This window comes from Plantactinospora alkalitolerans (assembly GCF_015690345.1).
Lineage (GTDB): Bacteria > Actinomycetota > Actinomycetes > Mycobacteriales > Micromonosporaceae > Plantactinospora > Plantactinospora alkalitolerans.
Map to the genome: position 1 here is coordinate 1 of NZ_JADPUN010000045.1, position 15,592 is coordinate 15,592.

16 protein-coding genes are annotated in these 15,592 nt (G+C 70.8%); 13 read left to right on the forward strand and 3 right to left on the reverse strand.

Annotated elements, in window-relative coordinates; translation table 11 throughout:
* The first annotated feature begins 96 nt into the window (after positions 1 to 96).
* Positions 97 to 408: a hypothetical protein gene (locus I0C86_RS02335; protein WP_196199512.1), complete on the forward strand. Its 312-nt coding sequence runs from the start codon at positions 97 to 99 to the stop codon at positions 406 to 408.
* Positions 409 to 433: 25 nt separating this feature from the next.
* Here I0C86_RS02335 and I0C86_RS02340 read toward each other — a convergent pair whose 3' ends face one another.
* Positions 434 to 1,282 (reverse strand): aldo/keto reductase, encoded by an 849-nt coding sequence (locus I0C86_RS02340; RefSeq protein ID WP_196199513.1) that lies wholly within the window; start codon positions 1,280 to 1,282, stop codon positions 434 to 436.
* A gap of 155 nt (positions 1,283 to 1,437) precedes the next feature.
* Between I0C86_RS02340 and I0C86_RS02345 the strand changes: the two genes are divergently transcribed.
* The 3 genes from I0C86_RS02345 (at position 1,438) to I0C86_RS02355 (ending at position 2,980) form a co-directional block, all read left to right on the forward strand.
* On the forward strand, positions 1,438 to 1,788 hold the full coding sequence (locus I0C86_RS02345; protein ID WP_196199514.1) for an STAS domain-containing protein: 351 nt from the start codon (positions 1,438 to 1,440) through the stop codon (positions 1,786 to 1,788).
* 115 nt (positions 1,789 to 1,903) lie between these two features.
* Positions 1,904 to 2,350, forward strand: coding sequence for a response regulator (locus tag I0C86_RS02350; RefSeq protein ID WP_196199515.1), 447 nt, complete (start codon positions 1,904 to 1,906; stop codon positions 2,348 to 2,350).
* 129 nt (positions 2,351 to 2,479) lie between these two features.
* A complete protein-coding gene (locus I0C86_RS02355; RefSeq protein WP_196199516.1) occupies positions 2,480 to 2,980 on the forward strand; it encodes an ATPase in 501 nt (166 codons plus the stop codon).
* A gap of 145 nt (positions 2,981 to 3,125) precedes the next feature.
* Here the strand turns inward: I0C86_RS02355 and I0C86_RS02360 are convergent, their stop codons facing one another.
* A complete protein-coding gene (locus I0C86_RS02360; protein WP_196199517.1) occupies positions 3,126 to 4,001 on the reverse strand; it encodes a hypothetical protein in 876 nt (291 codons plus the stop codon).
* Positions 4,002 to 4,437: 436 nt separating this feature from the next.
* Between I0C86_RS02360 and I0C86_RS02365 the strand changes: the two genes are divergently transcribed.
* Entirely contained in the window at positions 4,438 to 5,388 is a 951-nt protein-coding gene (locus tag I0C86_RS02365) for an endonuclease/exonuclease/phosphatase family protein (RefSeq protein ID WP_323373429.1), read from the forward strand.
* A 70-nt stretch (positions 5,389 to 5,458) separates the two neighbouring features.
* Here I0C86_RS02365 and I0C86_RS02370 read toward each other — a convergent pair whose 3' ends face one another.
* A complete protein-coding gene (locus I0C86_RS02370) occupies positions 5,459 to 5,881 on the reverse strand; it encodes an OsmC family protein (RefSeq protein WP_196199519.1) in 423 nt (140 codons plus the stop codon).
* A gap of 107 nt (positions 5,882 to 5,988) precedes the next feature.
* On the opposite strand from I0C86_RS02370, the gene I0C86_RS02375 reads away from it, so the two are divergent.
* From I0C86_RS02375 to I0C86_RS02410, 8 genes are all read left to right on the forward strand, one after another.
* Positions 5,989 to 6,297 (forward strand): hypothetical protein, encoded by a 309-nt coding sequence (locus I0C86_RS02375; protein ID WP_196199520.1) that lies wholly within the window; start codon positions 5,989 to 5,991, stop codon positions 6,295 to 6,297.
* A complete protein-coding gene (gene kdpF / locus I0C86_RS42805) occupies positions 6,294 to 6,383 on the forward strand; it encodes a K(+)-transporting ATPase subunit F (RefSeq protein ID WP_192769532.1) in 90 nt (29 codons plus the stop codon). The genes I0C86_RS02375 and kdpF overlap by 4 nt, the downstream gene beginning before the upstream one ends.
* Positions 6,384 to 8,039 (forward strand): potassium-transporting ATPase subunit KdpA, encoded by a 1,656-nt coding sequence (kdpA, locus tag I0C86_RS02385; RefSeq protein ID WP_196199521.1) that lies wholly within the window; start codon positions 6,384 to 6,386, stop codon positions 8,037 to 8,039.
* A gap of 41 nt (positions 8,040 to 8,080) precedes the next feature.
* Positions 8,081 to 10,285, forward strand: a complete 2,205-nt coding sequence (kdpB, locus tag I0C86_RS02390) for a potassium-transporting ATPase subunit KdpB (protein WP_196199522.1) — start codon at positions 8,081 to 8,083, stop codon at positions 10,283 to 10,285.
* Positions 10,285 to 11,190 carry a potassium-transporting ATPase subunit C gene (locus I0C86_RS02395; protein WP_196199523.1) on the forward strand — a complete coding sequence of 302 codons (906 nt, stop codon included), beginning with the start codon at positions 10,285 to 10,287 and terminating at the stop codon, positions 11,188 to 11,190. Before kdpB ends, I0C86_RS02395 begins: the two co-directional genes overlap by 1 nt.
* 42 nt (positions 11,191 to 11,232) lie before the next feature.
* A complete protein-coding gene (locus I0C86_RS02400) occupies positions 11,233 to 13,776 on the forward strand; it encodes a DUF4118 domain-containing protein (RefSeq protein ID WP_196199524.1) in 2,544 nt (847 codons plus the stop codon).
* The gene (locus tag I0C86_RS02405; RefSeq protein WP_192769537.1) at positions 13,773 to 14,453 is read left to right on the forward strand and encodes a response regulator; all 681 of its coding nucleotides are present in this window, start codon (positions 13,773 to 13,775) and stop codon (positions 14,451 to 14,453) included. The genes I0C86_RS02400 and I0C86_RS02405 overlap by 4 nt, the downstream gene beginning before the upstream one ends.
* Positions 14,454 to 14,700: 247 nt before the next feature.
* On the forward strand, positions 14,701 to 15,450 hold the full coding sequence (locus I0C86_RS02410; protein ID WP_323373430.1) for an ATP-grasp domain-containing protein: 750 nt from the start codon (positions 14,701 to 14,703) through the stop codon (positions 15,448 to 15,450).
* The last annotated feature ends 142 nt before the right edge of the window (positions 15,451 to 15,592 follow it).

Sequence of the window (15,592 nt, forward strand, 5' to 3'; positions counted from 1 at the left end):
ATCCTGGACGCCCGTGGGGTGAGGGGCGCTCACCCCACGGGCGTCCAGGATCAGGTCGACCGGTGAGACTTCCGTGCTACCGGAAGGAACGTCGCCATGAAGAGGATTGTCGAGATCGTCCCCGCCCGACCCGGCTGGTACGCCCGCTGGCGTCTCGACCCGGACACCACCCGCTCGTACCCGGTTTCGGTGTGGGCGCTGCTGGAGGAGACGGACGAAGGCGGCCGAGAGGTCATCGGGGTCGATTCCGTCGGGCAGTGGCCCGGGTCGGAGGAGAACGAGGCGGGCGGGGACTTCGTCCGGTATCTCTTCCAGCCGCCGGAGAACGGGGCTCCGGAGGACGCGGCCCGGCCGGAGGAACTGGGTGCCGAGCCCACGAAACGACCGGCCCGACTCGAACCGGCCTGACCCGGCGCCGCCGGGGCGCGACGGATCAGAGCAGTTCCAGCGGTCGGGGACCGCTCGGCGGCGGGAACGCCCGGTCGAGTTCGGCGAGGTCGTCGTCGGTCAGGGTCAGTTCGACCGCGGCCCGGTTCTCCAGCACCCGCGACGGGGAACTTGCCTTGGTCACCGTGCAGACCCCCGGCTGAGCCAGCAGCCAGGCGAGCCCCACCTGTCCGGGTGTGCCGCCGTGCCGTTCTGCCACGGCGGCCAGGGCCGGGTGGTCGAGCATCCGGCCGCGTTCGAGCGGCGAGTACGCCATCACGGGCAGGCCCGCCGCGCGGCACCGGGGGAGCAGGTCCCACTCGATCCCCCGCCGGGTCAGGTTGTACGGGATCTGGTCGGTCTCGAATGACGTACCGCCGGGGATACCGGTCAGCTCGACCACCTCGGGGACGTCGAAGTTGCTCACCCCCCAGTGCCGGATCAGCCCCTGGGTCATCAGGTTGGTGAACGCCTCCACCGTCTCGGGCAGGGGTGCGGAACCCCGCTGGTGTAGGAGGTACAGGTCGATCCGGTCGGTACCCAGCCGCTCCAGGCTCCGCTCGCAGGCGACGCCGGTGCCGTTCCCGGTCGCGTGCTCCGACGAAATCTTGCTGATCAGGAAGATCTCCTCGCGTCGGTCGCCGAGCGCCTCGCGGACCAGTTCCTCGGCTCCGCCGTCGGCGTACACCTCGGCGGTGTCGATGACGGTCAGGCCGGCGTCCACTCCGGCTTGGAGCGCCGCGATCTCGTCGTTCCGCCGCCGAGGATCCTCCGCCATTCCCCAGGTGCCCTGGCCGAGTGCCGGGATCGCCTCACCGGACGGAAGTGTGACCATCGGGACCTGCTGCTTTGCCATGGTTAACCTCTTCCTGAGCGGTCCGTGCTGGGCACCTTCCCCCGCCCCCGGCCGACAAACCGCACCCCGGGTACGGGCCTCTCGATGTCGATCTAGAGGTTGCGTATACTTGCCTGACTGCAAGTATCGGCCGGTCAGGGGTGTGGAGGGGCGGCGTGGCGTTCTCCGTCAGTTGCACGCAGCATGCTGACTTCCTACGGGTGCATCTGGATGGCGAGTTGGACATCGTCACGGTGCCCGAACTTCACGCAGCCCTCGACCGGTTGCTTGACGAGGGGCAGCGGCGTTTTCTGATAGACCTGACAGAGCTGAGTTTCTGCGATTCCAGTGGTCTGGCGGCGTTCGTCCGGGGGGACGACCAGGCCGCCTCGCGGGGCGGCTGGCTGCGGCTGACCGGAGCCACGGGTCGGGTCGACCGGGTGCTGCGGATCAGCGGACTGGCCGAGTTGTTGCGGTACGACCAGGAGCATGACCATCACGCCCCGGCATCCCTACCTGACCGCTGATCGGCTACAGTTCCCTCGCCCATCGAGTGGTGGACCGAGTCCGGACAAGAGCTTGTCCCGCCTGCTGAGGCCGGTGGCGCCCATCCCATCCCAACCGAGCCGAGGCAGGTCTCCGATGGACGCAGCCGAGTCGAAGCCCGTGCGGATCCTCGTCGTGGACGACGATCCGGGCGACGTGCTGATGATCGAGGAAGCGTTGGCCCATTCCGGTGTGCCAAAGGAAATCGACGTGGTCGGCGACGGCCAGGAGGCGATGGAGTTCCTCTACCAGGAGGGGCGGCACGAAACCGCGCCCCGGCCGGACATGATCCTGCTGGACCTCAACATGCCCCGGATGGACGGTCGGCAGGTGTTGACCAAGGTCAAGAGTGACGACAACCTGCGCACGATCCCGATCGTCGTGCTGACCACGTCGAACGCGGACACCGACATCATCGGCAGCTACAACCTGCGCGCCAACGCGTACGTCACCAAGCCGATCGGCCTCGACGACTTCAACGACGTCATCCGGCGGATCGACGAGTTCTTCGGTCAGATCGTCGTGCTGCCCCGGCAGACCTGAGCGGCCCTGGTCGCTCGACCGGGCAAGGCGCCCGCATGCTGAACAATTTTCCCGATTCGCCCCTTGGTACGTCTGTCGACTGACGAGGATTTCAGGTGGCAAGAGACAACGGCTGCCTGGGGGCGAAGCATGGAATTCTCCGTCGTGGAAAACGGCTATGACCAGACCGAGGTCGACCGCTGCCTGGAGGAGTTGGGCGAGCGACTTGGTCGGTTGGCGGCGCGGACGGACGCCGTCGCGAAGAACAATCCCGAACTGGTCCAGCTCCGGGCGGAGATCGACCGACTGAGCGGACTGCTGGTCGTGCCGCCACCGCCCGGTGACGCGTCGGACCGGGCCCGGCGGTTGCTGCTGACCGCCGAGCGTGAGGCGGCCGAGATACTGGCCAGGGCCCGAGCCGACCTGGCGGCGGCGCGGGAGGAGGCCCGACAGGTACGCGATCAGGTCTACGCCGAGGCGGTACAGGCCCGCCGGGAATTCGAGGCGGTGCTGCAGGCACGCCGGATCCGGGCCGAACGGGTCGACGAGATCCTCCGAGACGCGGTGATCAGCCGGGTGCCGCGCCCGGACACGCACCGGCAGGACCAAGCCGACCCGGTGGACGAGGTCGTTCCGGCCGCAGCCTCCTGAGGGTACCCACGGGGATTGGTCATCCAGCGTCACCGGATGACCAACCGGCGCAGGGTGGAACTGCTGTCGTCCACCCTGCGCCATTCCCGGGTGCTGGAGTGCGCCCGCGCGCGGTGGTGCCGGTGTCGGGCCCGGGGGCGGAGGCTCAGACGAGTGCGCCGACGACGGTGGTCGCCCGTCCCTCGTGCTGGGCGTACGCGTCCGGGAAGGCGGAGATCTGTACCGCCTGTGCCGCGCCGGTCACGCTCATGTCCTGCCAGCCGGGAATGGCCAGCAGCGCCTCGTAGAAGCGTTCGGCCGCGTACGCCGGTCGCATCAGGTCGGCGACGGTGCCCCAGCCGGAGCTGGGTCGCTGCTGGAACAGCCCGACCGAGTCGTGGTCGTACCCGACGCCCTGGTTCGGCAGGTCGAGCGATTCTGGCAGGACACCGCTGGCCAGGTTGTAGAGGTTGCTCTCCTGCATGGAGGTGGCGATCGCGACCACCAGTCCCCGGCGTGGGACGGCCATCTTCAGGCCGACCTGGACGATCGTGTGCGCGTTGTCCATCTGGGCCTGGGTGAGGCCGGCGACCGGGCTCGGCCGGACCGACCGCTTGGCCCGGGTCATCTGGGTGCGGGCGACGGTGGGACGGGCGGTCGGCTGGCCGGGGGTCGGGGTGGCGGTGGCCGACGGCGCCTGCGCGGGCGCCCGTTCGGTCGCCCGGGACGCCGGGTCGCGTTCGATATCGGCGGCGCGCTCGGCCAGCAGGCTCGCCGAAGGTGCGGGCTGGGCCGGTGTCGTGGCCGCCCGCGTCTCGACGAGTACCGCGGCGCCGAGGCAGCAGGCGAGCACGGCGACCGACCCGAACCGGACCGGACCGGAGGCGAGCGCCGACCGGAGGCCGGATCGGACCCGTCCCGATTCGGGTACGGCCCGAGCCCGGTGACGGCCGATTGGCTGGTTGACCGATCCGGGATCCTCCGAACGGTCAGCCTGCGTTGCGGTGTCCAGTTCGCGATCCGCTTGTTCCTTGTGAGGCACCCGCCGAGGTTAGGTAAAACCGAGTCGAATGGGGCGGGTCGAACGGGTGGCCTGTACCACAGTTTTGCCTGGTCAACCGGGCACTCGTCGACACTCGCGGTCGGCCTTGGCGGGACCCGGCAATACCGGCATGTCCGTCCTGCCCGGCGGTCGGTGCCGATCGGTGACGCCGCCCCCGGGTCGTCCGGATCCGAGCTGGAGATCATCCGGGTGGGTCGTTCGGCTCAGCCCGACTGGCCCGGACGGCCGTCCCCGAACCTGGCCCGAATGGTCCGTCAGCCGATCCGGCCCGGCTCCGAATGGTCCGCCACCCGATCCGGCCCGGCTCCGAATGGTCCGTCGGCCGGCCCGGCCCGCCTCCGACAATCGGACACCGCGCCCGTGGGCTCGCCGGTCCGGGGATCCGCGCGCCATCTGCTTCGATACGATGCCCTCGGTGGCCGAAAGCAAGATCGAGCCGGCGGGCGGCGGGTCGGCGGGTCGGCGGCGGCGTCGCCGCGACACGCTGATCGTGGTCGCGGCTGCCCTGTTGACCGCGCTGATGGCCGGCCACCGGCTGATTCCCAACATCAGAGGTCTGGGTAGCCTGCTGGACAGCGGGGTCCCGTTCCTCGGCCTCGGCGTGCCGCTGCTCGCGGCGGTCGCCCTGCTGGCCCGGTCCCGGATCGCGCTTGCCGCCGTGCTGGTGCCGGCACTCGTCTGGGCGGTGCTGTTCGGCGCGGCGTGGATTCCGGGCGGGGACGGTGGCCCGGTGCAGTTGCGGGTGGCCAGCCAGAACCTGCGGGAGGGCAATCCCGACCCGACCGCCACGGTCGGCACCCTGGCCGGTACCGGGGCCGACCTGATCGCCCTGCAGGAGTTGTCCGAGGACGCGGACGAGTCGGTGACCGGGAGGTTGCGGGAGCGGTATCCGCATCGGGCCGCCGTCACCACGGTCGGGCTCTGGAGCAGGTTTCCGATCCGGGACTTCGTCGGCGTCGACACCGGGCTCGCCTGGACCCGGGCCCTGCGGGCCGTGGTGGCCGCGCCCGGCGGCGACGTCGTCGTCTACGTCGTGCACCTCGGCTCGGTCAGGGCCGGCGACACCGGTACCCGGGACCGGACGGTGACCGCCCTCGCCGACCGGATCCGTCAGGACCGGGCCGAGCGCCTGATCGTGCTCGGCGATCTCAACACCGCGACCACCGACCGGAAGATCGAACCGTTGACCGCGCTGCTCAACGACGCCCAGGCCGACGCGGGCCGGGGACCGGGCTTCACCTGGCCGGCCGCGTTGCCGCTGACCCGCCCCGACCACGTGCTGTACCGGGGGCTGACGGCGGCGTACGCCAAGGTCGTCCGGACGCCGGCCAGCGACCACCGTGCGGTGACCGCCGGCTTCCGGTAGGTGGCTGTGACCGTCCGCTTCCGGCGGGAGACTGTGCCGACGGCAGCCCGGGACGGCGGCCGGCGCCGGGTCAGCGTCGGCGCGGTTCCGCCGGACCGACGGTGAGGGTGGATCGGCCGCTGCCGTTGGCGAACGGCCAGAGCTGGTCGGCGTAGCGGGCCAGATCGTTCAGCTGGTCCCGGTTCAGGCCGACCGACGCGATGCTGGCGCGTACGTCGGCCCGGTAGAGACCATCGGAGTCCCGGGCGAGCCGGGCCTGGGCGCGTACCTGCACGGTGTGGGCCTCGTCCGTGATGCCCGTGGCCGCCTCGACCGCCGCGTGGTGCAGGCAGGAGGCGAACGCGGCGGCGAGAAGCTGTTCCGGGGCGAGCCCGGTGCAGTGCGGCGCCAGCGGCGAGGCAAGGGGGGTCGACAGTTCCCCGTCGTCCGTATGCAGGTGACCTCCTTCGGCGGTGGCGGTGGCCTCGTGCACCCAGGAATCCGAATCCGGCATTGCGTACCCCCCGTGTGGCTCTGCGGCGGGCTACCCGGCGGGCCCGCCGTGAAACCCGAGACGACCGCTCGGAGCCGATCGCATCGCCGGAAAACGGTGCCGGACCGGTGCCGGACCGGGTAGGTTGCGCCGGATCGACCGTCAAACGCGGCAATCCGCCCAAACTGCCGTCCGTTCCGTCCGTCGCCTCGGGCCGTCAAGCCGACGTCAAGAACAGGGCGCGGGACGTAGTCGAAACGTCAGAACCCGCCGAATTCGCCCACCACACGGGCTTTCATGGTTCTGACGGCCGAGAACGGTCGTCTGGACGCGCGTGCTGGAGAGGACGTTCGGTGATCGACGTCGTGTTCGTGCTGCTGACGCTGGGGCTCTTCGCGGCCCTCGCCCTCGTCGCCCGGGCGGTGGAACGGCTGTGAACCCAGTCAACCTGATCGGCCTGGTCGTCGCGGCCGGGCTGGCCGTCTTTCTGCTGTTCGCACTCCTGTTCCCGGAGCGTTTCTAGATGAGTACGACGACCGCCGGCATCATCCTCATCGCCACCCTCGTGGCGGCCCTGGTGGCGGTGTACCGACCCTTCGGCAACTACATGTACCGGGTGGTGTCCGGCGACCGGCACTCCCGGGTGGAGCGCGTCGTCTACCGACTGATCGGTGTCGACGCCAAGGCGGAGCAGTCCTGGGGCACCTACGCGCGCAGCGTGCTGGCGTTCTCGCTGCTCTCACTGCTCTTCCTGTACGGGTTCCTGCGACTACAGGACAAGCTGTGGCTCTCCCTCGGGTTCGACCCGGTGACCGACCACATCGCCTGGAACACCGCGGTCAGCTTCGTGACCAACACCAACTGGCAGGCGTACTCGGGTGAGTCGACGATGGGCCACCTGGTGCAGATGGCCGGGCTGGCCGTCCAGAACTTCGTCTCCGCCTCGGTCGGCATCGCGGTCGCGGTGGCCCTGATCCGGGGCTTCGCCCGCAGCCGGTCCGAGCGACTGGGCAACTTCTGGGTCGACCTGGTCCGGATCACGCTGCGGATCCTGCTGCCTCTCGCGGTGCTCGGCGCGATCGTGCTGATGATCGGCGGGGTGGTGCAGAACCTCTCCGGCGGTACCGACGTCGGCACCGTGGCCGGCGGAGCCCAGACGATCACCGGCGGCCCGGTCGCCTCCCAGGAGGTGATCAAGGAACTCGGCACCAACGGCGGCGGCTTCTACAACGTCAACAGCGCGCATCCGTTCGAGAACCCGACCACCTGGACCAACTGGATCGAGATGTTCCTGATCCTGCTGATCCCGTTCAGCCTGCCCCGGGTCTTCGGCCGGATGGTCGGACAGAACCGCCAGGGGTACGCGATCGTCGCGGTGATGGCGATCCTCGCGATCGCCAGCGTGTCGTTGACAAACGTCTTCGAGTTGACCGGCGGTGGCACGGTGCCGCAGGCGATCGGCGCGGCGATGGAGGGCAAGGAGCTCCGGTTCGGGGTCTCCGACTCGTCGACCTTCGCCGCGGTCACCACGCTCACCTCGACCGGTGCGGTGAACTCGTTCCACGACTCGTTCACCCCGCTGGGCGGGATGATGCCGCTGGTCAACATGATGTTGGGCGAGGTGGCGCCGGGCGGTGTCGGCGCCGGCCTGTACGGCCTGCTGATCCTCGCCGTGATCACGGTCTTCGTGGCCGGACTGATGGTCGGGCGGACCCCGGAGTACCTGGGCAAGAAGATCGGCGCCCGGGAGATCAAGTTCGCTTCGCTGTACTTCCTGATCACCCCGATGCTGGCGCTGATCGGCACGGCCGCGGCGTTCGCCACCGGCAACAACGGCACGGCGTTGAACGTCGGACCACACGGCCTCTCCGAGGTGCTGTACGCCTTCACCTCGGCCAGCAACAACAACGGATCGGCGTTCGCCGGAATCACGGTGAACACGCCGTGGTGGGACACGGCGCTCGGGCTGTGCATGCTGCTCGGCCGGTTCCTGCCGATCATCTTCGTGCTCGGCCTGGCGGGCTCGCTCGCCCGGCAGAAACCCGTACCGGCCTCCGACGGCACGCTGCCGACGCACCGGCCGCTGTTCGTCGGGATGCTCGTCGGCGTGACGGTGGTCCTGGTGGCGCTGACCTTCCTGCCCGCGCTGGCACTCGGCCCGCTGGCCGAGGGGTTGTGAGCGCGGTGAGAGTCCTGAACGACATGGTGAGGAAAGGGAAAATGACTGTCAGCCCGGTGGTGCCCGCCCCCTCTGGTGGGCTGCCGTCCTCCGGATCCGCCGGTGGCGGCCGGGTCGGTGGTGGGCTGTTGGATCCCCGGCAACTGTTCCGTTCGCTGCCGGACGCGGCCCGCAAGTTGAACCCGGGAACGCTGTGGCGCAACCCGGTGATGCTGATCGTCGAGATCGGCGCGGTCTTCACCACGGTGCTGGCCATCGCCGACCCGTCCGGCTTCGCCTGGGCGATCACCATCTGGCTGTGGCTCACCGTGATCTTCGCGAACCTGGCGGAGGCGGTCGCCGAGGGCCGGGGCAAGGCGCAGGCGGCGACGCTGCGGCAGGCGAAACGGGACACCGTCGCGACCCGGCTGACCGGCTGGTCGCCCGGCGCCGCACCGAACGCCTACCGGGACGAGGCGGTCGCCGCGACCGAACTGCGGCACGGCGACGTCGTGCTGGTCGAGGCCGGGCAGATCATCCCGGGCGACGGCGACGTCGTCGAGGGGATCGCCAGCGTGGACGAGTCGGCCATCACCGGCGAGTCCGCCCCGGTGATCCGGGAGTCCGGCGGGGACCGCAGCGCGGTGACCGGCGGCACCAAGGTGCTCTCCGACCGGATCGTCGTGCGGATCACCCAGCAGCCGGGGCAGAGCTTCATCGACCGGATGATCGCCCTCGTGGAGGGCGCCAACCGGCAGAAGACCCCGAACGAGATCGCCCTGAACATCCTGCTCGCGGCGCTGACCGTCATCTTCCTGATGGCGGTCGTCACGCTCCAGCCGCTGGCGATCTTCTCCAAGGCGTTCCAGGCGGCGGCGCCCGACACCGCCGCGATCAACTCCGACGGCGTCACCGGGATCGTGCTCGTCTCGTTGCTGGTCTGCCTGATCCCGACCACGATCGGGGCGCTGCTCTCGGCGATCGGCATCGCCGGAATGGACCGGCTGGTGCAGCGCAACGTGCTGGCGATGAGCGGCCGGGCGGTCGAGGCCGCCGGGGACGTCAACACCCTGCTGCTGGACAAGACCGGCACGATCACCCTCGGCAACCGGCAGGCGGCGGAGTTCGTCCCGGTGGACGGCGTCACCGCCGAACAGCTCGCCGACGCGGCCCAGCTCTCCAGCCTGGCCGACGAGACCCCGGAGGGGCGCTCGGTGGTGGTGCTGGCGAAGAACGCGTACGGGCTGCGGGAGCGTGAGCCCGGCCTGATGCCGCACGCCACCTTCGTGCCGTTCACCGCGCAGACCCGGATGAGCGGGATCGACCTGACTCCCGACGCCACGGTCGACGGGGGAGCGGGCGGCCCGACCCGGCGGGTCCGCAAGGGTGCCGCCTCGGCGGTGATGAAATGGGTCCGGGACAACGGTGGACATCCGACCGAGCAGGTCGGGGACATCGTCGACGGGATCAGCGGCGGTGGCGGCACCCCGCTGGTGGTGGCCGAACACGTCGACGGCTCGCCGGCCCGGACGCTCGGGGTGATCCACCTCAAGGACGTGGTCAAGTCCGGCATGCGGGAGCGGTTCGACGAGATGCGCCGGATGGGCATCCGGACCGTGATGATCACCGGTGACAACCCGCGTACCGCCAGGGCGATCGCCGACGAGGCCGGGGTGGACGACTTCCTGGCCGAGGCCACCCCGGAGGACAAGCTCGCGCTGATCAAGCGGGAGCAGGAGGGCGGCCGGCTGGTCGCGATGACCGGTGACGGCACGAACGACGCGCCCGCACTGGCCCAGGCCGACGTCGGGGTGGCGATGAACACCGGCACCACCGCGGCCAAAGAGGCCGGCAACATGGTCGACCTCGACTCCGACCCGACCAAGCTGATCGAGATCGTCGAGATCGGCAAGCAGTTGCTGATCACCCGTGGCGCGTTGACGACCTTCTCGATCGCCAACGACATCGCCAAGTACTTCGCGATCATCCCGGCCATGTTCGCCGGGATCTACCCCAGCCTGGACACCCTCAACATCATGCGGCTGTCCAGTCCGGAGTCCGCGATCCTCTCGGCGGTGGTGTTCAACGCGATCATCATCGTGGTGCTGATCCCGCTCGCCCTGCGCGGCGTCCGGTACCGGCCGAGCAGCGCCAGCAAACTGCTGACCCGCAACCTGTGGGTCTACGGCCTCGGCGGCATCGTCGCCCCGTTCATCGGCATCAAAATCATCGATCTCATCATCTCGCTCATCCCAGGGATCTCGTGATGCGCCTACCTACCTGGCTCGCCCAACACCTGGCCGCGCTGCGGGCCGTACTGGTCTTCACCGCACTGCTCGGGCTGGCCTACCCACTGGTTCTGGTCGGGGTCGGCCAGCTACCCGGCCTCGCCGACCGGACCGAGGGTTCGCTGGTCCGCGACGCCGGCGGGACCCTCGTCGGCAGCCGGCTGATCGGCCAGCTCTTCACCGACGCGGACGGCAACCCCATCCCGCGCTACTTCCAGTCCCGCCCGTCGGCGGCCGGCGACGGCTACGACCCGACCTCCACCTCGGCCAGCAACCTCGGCCCGGAAAGCGTCGAGGACACCCTGCCGGTACCGGGCGCGCTCGACGCCGATGGCAATCCCGACGAGGGTACGCAGAGCCTGCTGACCCAGGTCTGCACCCGCAGCAGGGACGCCGGCGCCCTCGACGGCGTCGACGGGCGGCGCCCGTTCTGCACCCCGGAGGGGGTCGGCGCGGTGCTGCGGGTCTTCCACCGCGACGGCCTCACCGGGCCGGTGACCCGGGCGGTCAGCGTCAACCAGGCCTGCCCGGCCACCCCGTTCGTCGCCGACTTCGGTGGCGTGCCGGTGGAGTGCGCCAAGCCGGGCGAGGACTACTCGGGCGGCCTGGTCACCCCGGTCCGGGGCGACGCGCCGGACGAGCCCGCCGTGCCGGCCGACGCGGTCACCGCCAGCGGCAGCGGGCTCGACCCGAACATCAGCCCGTCGTACGCGAAGATCCAGGTGGCCCGGGTCGCCCGGGAGCGGGGTGCGTCCCCGGCCGATGTGAAGCGGCTGGTCGAGGAGCACACCAGCGGGCGTGGCCTCGGCTTCCTCGGCGAACCCCGGGTCAACGTGCTGGAACTCAACCTCGCCCTGGACCGCGCGCTGCCGGCGAGCGGCTGAGGACGCCACGGGCGGCCCCGGAAGATGAGGCAGGATCAACAGGTGGCACGCGGGCAACTGCGCATCTATCTCGGGGCCGCCCCTGGCGTCGGCAAGACGTACGCGATGCTGGAGGAGGCACACCGGCGGGCGGCGCGGGGTACGGACGTGGTCGTGGGTCTCGTCGAGACCCACGGCCGCCGGCACACCGCGGCCATGCTCGGCGACCTGCCCGTGCTGCCGCGCCGGACGATGCACTACCGGGACACCGACTTCACCGAGATGGACACCGACGCGGTGCTCGCCCGCCGGCCCGAGGTGGCGGTGGTGGACGAACTGGCCCACACCAACGTGCCCGGATCGCGAAACGCCAAGCGCTGGCAGGACATCCAGGAGTTGCTGGACGCCGGGATCGACGTGCTGTCGACGGTGAACGTGCAGCACCTGGAGTCGCTCAACGACGTCGTCGAGCAGATCACCGGTGTCACCCAGCGGGAGACCGTGCCGGACGGGGTGGTACGCGCCGCCGAGCAGGTCGAACTCGTCGACATGACGCCGGAGGCGCTGCGCCGGAGAATGGCGCACGGGAACATCTACCACCCGGACAAGGTCGACGCGGCTCTCGCCAACTACTTCCGGATCGGCAACCTCACCGCCCTGCGCGAACTCGCCCTGCTCTGGCTCGCCGACAAGGTCGAGGACCAGCTCGACCGCTACCGGGCCGACCAGGGCATCGCCACCGTGTGGGAGACCCGGGAACGGGTGGTGGTCGCGCTCACCGGCGGACCGGAGGGCGACACCCTGATCCGCCGGGCCGCCCGGGTCGCCGCCCGGAGCAAGGGCGCCGAACTGATGGCCGTGCACGTCGCCCGCAGCGACGGGCTCGTCGGTGCCGACCCGGCGGCACTGACCCGGCAGCGGGTGCTGGTGGAGCGGCTGGGCGGCACCTACCACCAGGCGGTCGGCGCCGACATCCCGGCGGCACTGCTCGACTTCGCCCGGGGCGTCAACGCCACCCAGATCGTGCTCGGAGCCAGCCGTCGGGGCCGGTTCGCCCGGATCATGTCCCGGGGGGTCGGAGCCACCACCGCCGCGCTCTCCGGCCCGATCGACGTACACCTGGTGACGCACGAGCAGGCCGGGATCGGCCGCCGGTTCGGGACCGCTCCGGCGGCACTGTCGGCACGGCGCCGGCTGATCGGCCTCGGCCTGACGGTGGCCGGCATACCGCTGCTGACGTACCTGCTCCGGCTGCTCGCCGACGAGCTGTCGCTCACCAGCGACCTGCTGCTCTTCCTCGGCGCGGTGGTCGGGGTGGCGCTGGTCGGTGGGTGGTGGCCGGCCCTGCTCGCCGCCGTACTCAGCTCGGTTCTGATCAACTTCTTCTTCACCCCGCCGCTGCGGCAGTTCACCATCGCCGAGACCGAGAACCTGCTGGCGCTGGTGGTGTTCCTACTGGTCGCGGCGGCGGTCAGCGGGGTGGTGGACCTGGCCGCCCGGCGTACCCGCCAGGCGGCCCGGGCGAGCGCCGAGGCGCAACTGCTCGCCGCGGTCGCCGGCAGTGTGCTGCGCGGGGCCCGGCCGTTGACGGCGCTGCTGGAACGTCTGCTGAAGACGTTCGGGCTGACGACGGTCAGCCTGCTGGAGCGGCTGCCGGGTACGCCGGACCGCCCCGACCAGCAGCACGACCCGCGCGCCTGGCGGGTCGCCGCCAACGTCGGTGCGGAACCGTGCGCCACCCCGGCCGCCGGGGACGCCGAGGTACGCCTCGACGACGAGCTGACCCTGGTGCTGCGTGGACGGGTGCTGCCGGCGGCCGACCGGCGGATCGTGGAGGCGTTCGCCGCCCAGGCGGCCGTCGCGCTACGGCAGGAGCGGCTGGCCGAGGAGGCCGCCGCCGCCAAGCCGATCGCCGAGGCGGACCGGCTGCGTACCGCACTGCTCGCCGCGGTCAGCCACGACCTGCGTACCCCGCTCGCCTCGGCCAAGGCGGCGGTGACCAGCCTGCGTAGCGCGGACGTCGAGTTCGACGAGGCGGACCAGGCGGAGCTGCTGGCCACCGCCGACGAGTCCCTGGACCGACTCGGCCGGCTGGTGGCGAATCTGCTGGACATGAGCCGCCTCCAGGCCGGCGCGCTGGGCCTGCGGCCGGCGTCGCTCGGTCTGGAGGACGTGGTGCCGTCGGCCCTCGACGAGTTGGGCGAAGCGGCCGAACGGGTCCGGGTCAGCCTGCCCGCGGACCTGCCGGCGGTCCGGACCGATCCGGGCCTGCTGGAGCGGGTACTGGTGAACCTCGTCGCCAACGCACTACGGTTCAGCCCGCCGGAACAGCCACCCGCGATCAGCGCCAGCGAGCACGGCGGGTTCGTCGAACTGAGGGTCACCGACCGGGGCCCCGGCCTGCCGCGCGACCAGTGGGAGCGGGCGTTTCTGCCGTTCCAGCGGCAGGGCGACCGGGACAATCATGCCGGGGTCGGTCTAGGCCTGGCGCTGTCCCGAGGGCTGGCCGAGGCGATGGGCGGCAGCCTGGAACCGGAGGAGACCCCGGGCGGCGGACTGACCATGGTGCTGCGGCTCCCCGTGGCGGACGAGAGGGGTGCCGGGTGACCCGGGTACTGGTGGTGGACGACGAACCGCAGATCCTCCGGGCGCTGCGGATCAACCTGCGGGCCCGGCGGTACGACGTGGAGGTCGCCGGGGACGGTGCCGCCGCGCTCCGGTTGGCGGCCAGCCACCGGCCCGACATCGTGGTGCTCGACCTCGGCCTGCCGGACATGGACGGGGTCCAGGTGATCCGGGGGCTGCGCGGCTGGACCAACGTGCCGATCATCGTGCTCTCCGGGCGGGCCGGCAGCCAGGACAAGGTCGCCGCGCTGGACGCGGGCGCCGACGACTACGTGACCAAGCCGTTCGGGGTGGACGAGTTGCTGGCCCGGGTCCGGGCGGTGACCCGCCGGGCGGCCGGGGCCGGTGAGGAGGTGCCGGCGGTCGGGATCGGCCGGCACACCGTGGACCTGGCCGCGCACGCGGTCCGGACCGGCGACGGCGACGAGGTCCGGCTCACCCCTACCGAATGGCACCTGCTGGAGATCCTGGTACGCAACCCGGGGCGACTGGTCAGCCAGCGCCAACTGTTGCAGGAGGTGTGGGGTCCGCAGTACCAGTCCGAGACGAACTACCTGCGCCAGTACCTGGCACAGCTGCGCCGGAAGCTGGAGGACGACCCGGCCCGGCCCCGTCACCTGCTGACCGAGCCGGGGATGGGCTACCGCTTCCAACCGTGACCGGAGCGGCTGCGCGTGGAGGGACGCGGTTGGGGGAGTCGTGGCCCATCATCGGTACGCGTGTGCGGCGAGGACAGGCGAGGACACCCGCGATGACGGTCGACCGGGGTCGGCTCCAACACGTCGCGTAGGGCAGGATGTACCGGTGATTTTGTTGGTTCCCGCGAACCCTCTACGGCCGCGTCACCCAGACGAGCACTTCGCGGCGGAGGCACAGGCCGCACGTGCTGCCGGGCTCGATGTGGCGGTGGTCGACCACGACGCGTTGGCAGGGGGCGGAGATGCGCGCCGGGCGGTCGCAACCGTTTCCGGCAGCGGTATGGCCGTGTACCGCGGCTGGATGCTGCGTAGCGAGCAGTACGCCACGTTCGCCGAGATGCTCGCCGAGCGCGGTGTGGTGTTGAGGACTGATGGTGAGCAGTACCGGCGGGCACATGAGTTGCCTGGGTGGTATTCCGCTCTGGCTGCGGTCACCCCGCCGTCGGTCTGGACCACGGGCGCGGAGCGGGCCGACTTCGACCGCGCGCGTGTCGAGCTGGGCGCGGGACCGGCGGTGCTGCGTGACTACAGCAAGTCGATGAAGCACTACTGGGACGAGGCCGCGTTCATCCCCGACCTCGAGGACGGCGCGGCTGCGTGGAGCGTGGCGCGCCGGTTCCTGGAGCTGCGCGACGACGACTTCGTGGGCGGATTCGTGCTGCGGCGCTTCGAGCGGTTCGCCTCCGCCGAGGTACGCACATGGTGGGTCGACGGCGCATGTGTCCTGATCGGACCCCATCCTGACAGCCCGAACGATTCTGCGCAGGTCGAAATCGATCTGGCCCCGATCGCACCGTTGATCGCCGGGCTCGGCCTGCCCTTCGTCACCGTGGACCTCGCTCTCCGCACGGACGGCGTATGGCGGGTCGTCGAACTCGGCGACGGGCAGGTCAGCGACCGACCAACCACCATCGAACCGCAAGCGATGATCGAGGCACTGCTCGTGCGGGCCCGCTGATCGGCAACACCGTCTGCTGGGCTCGCTCGTGGCGAGAAAGATCGCCCCGGCAAGCCCGGGTGGTGAAGGCGGTGGACCGCGACCAGCTCTGCGCCCTGGCGATCGTCACGGGCCCCTGGTGCTGCAGCCACCGCACAGCGGT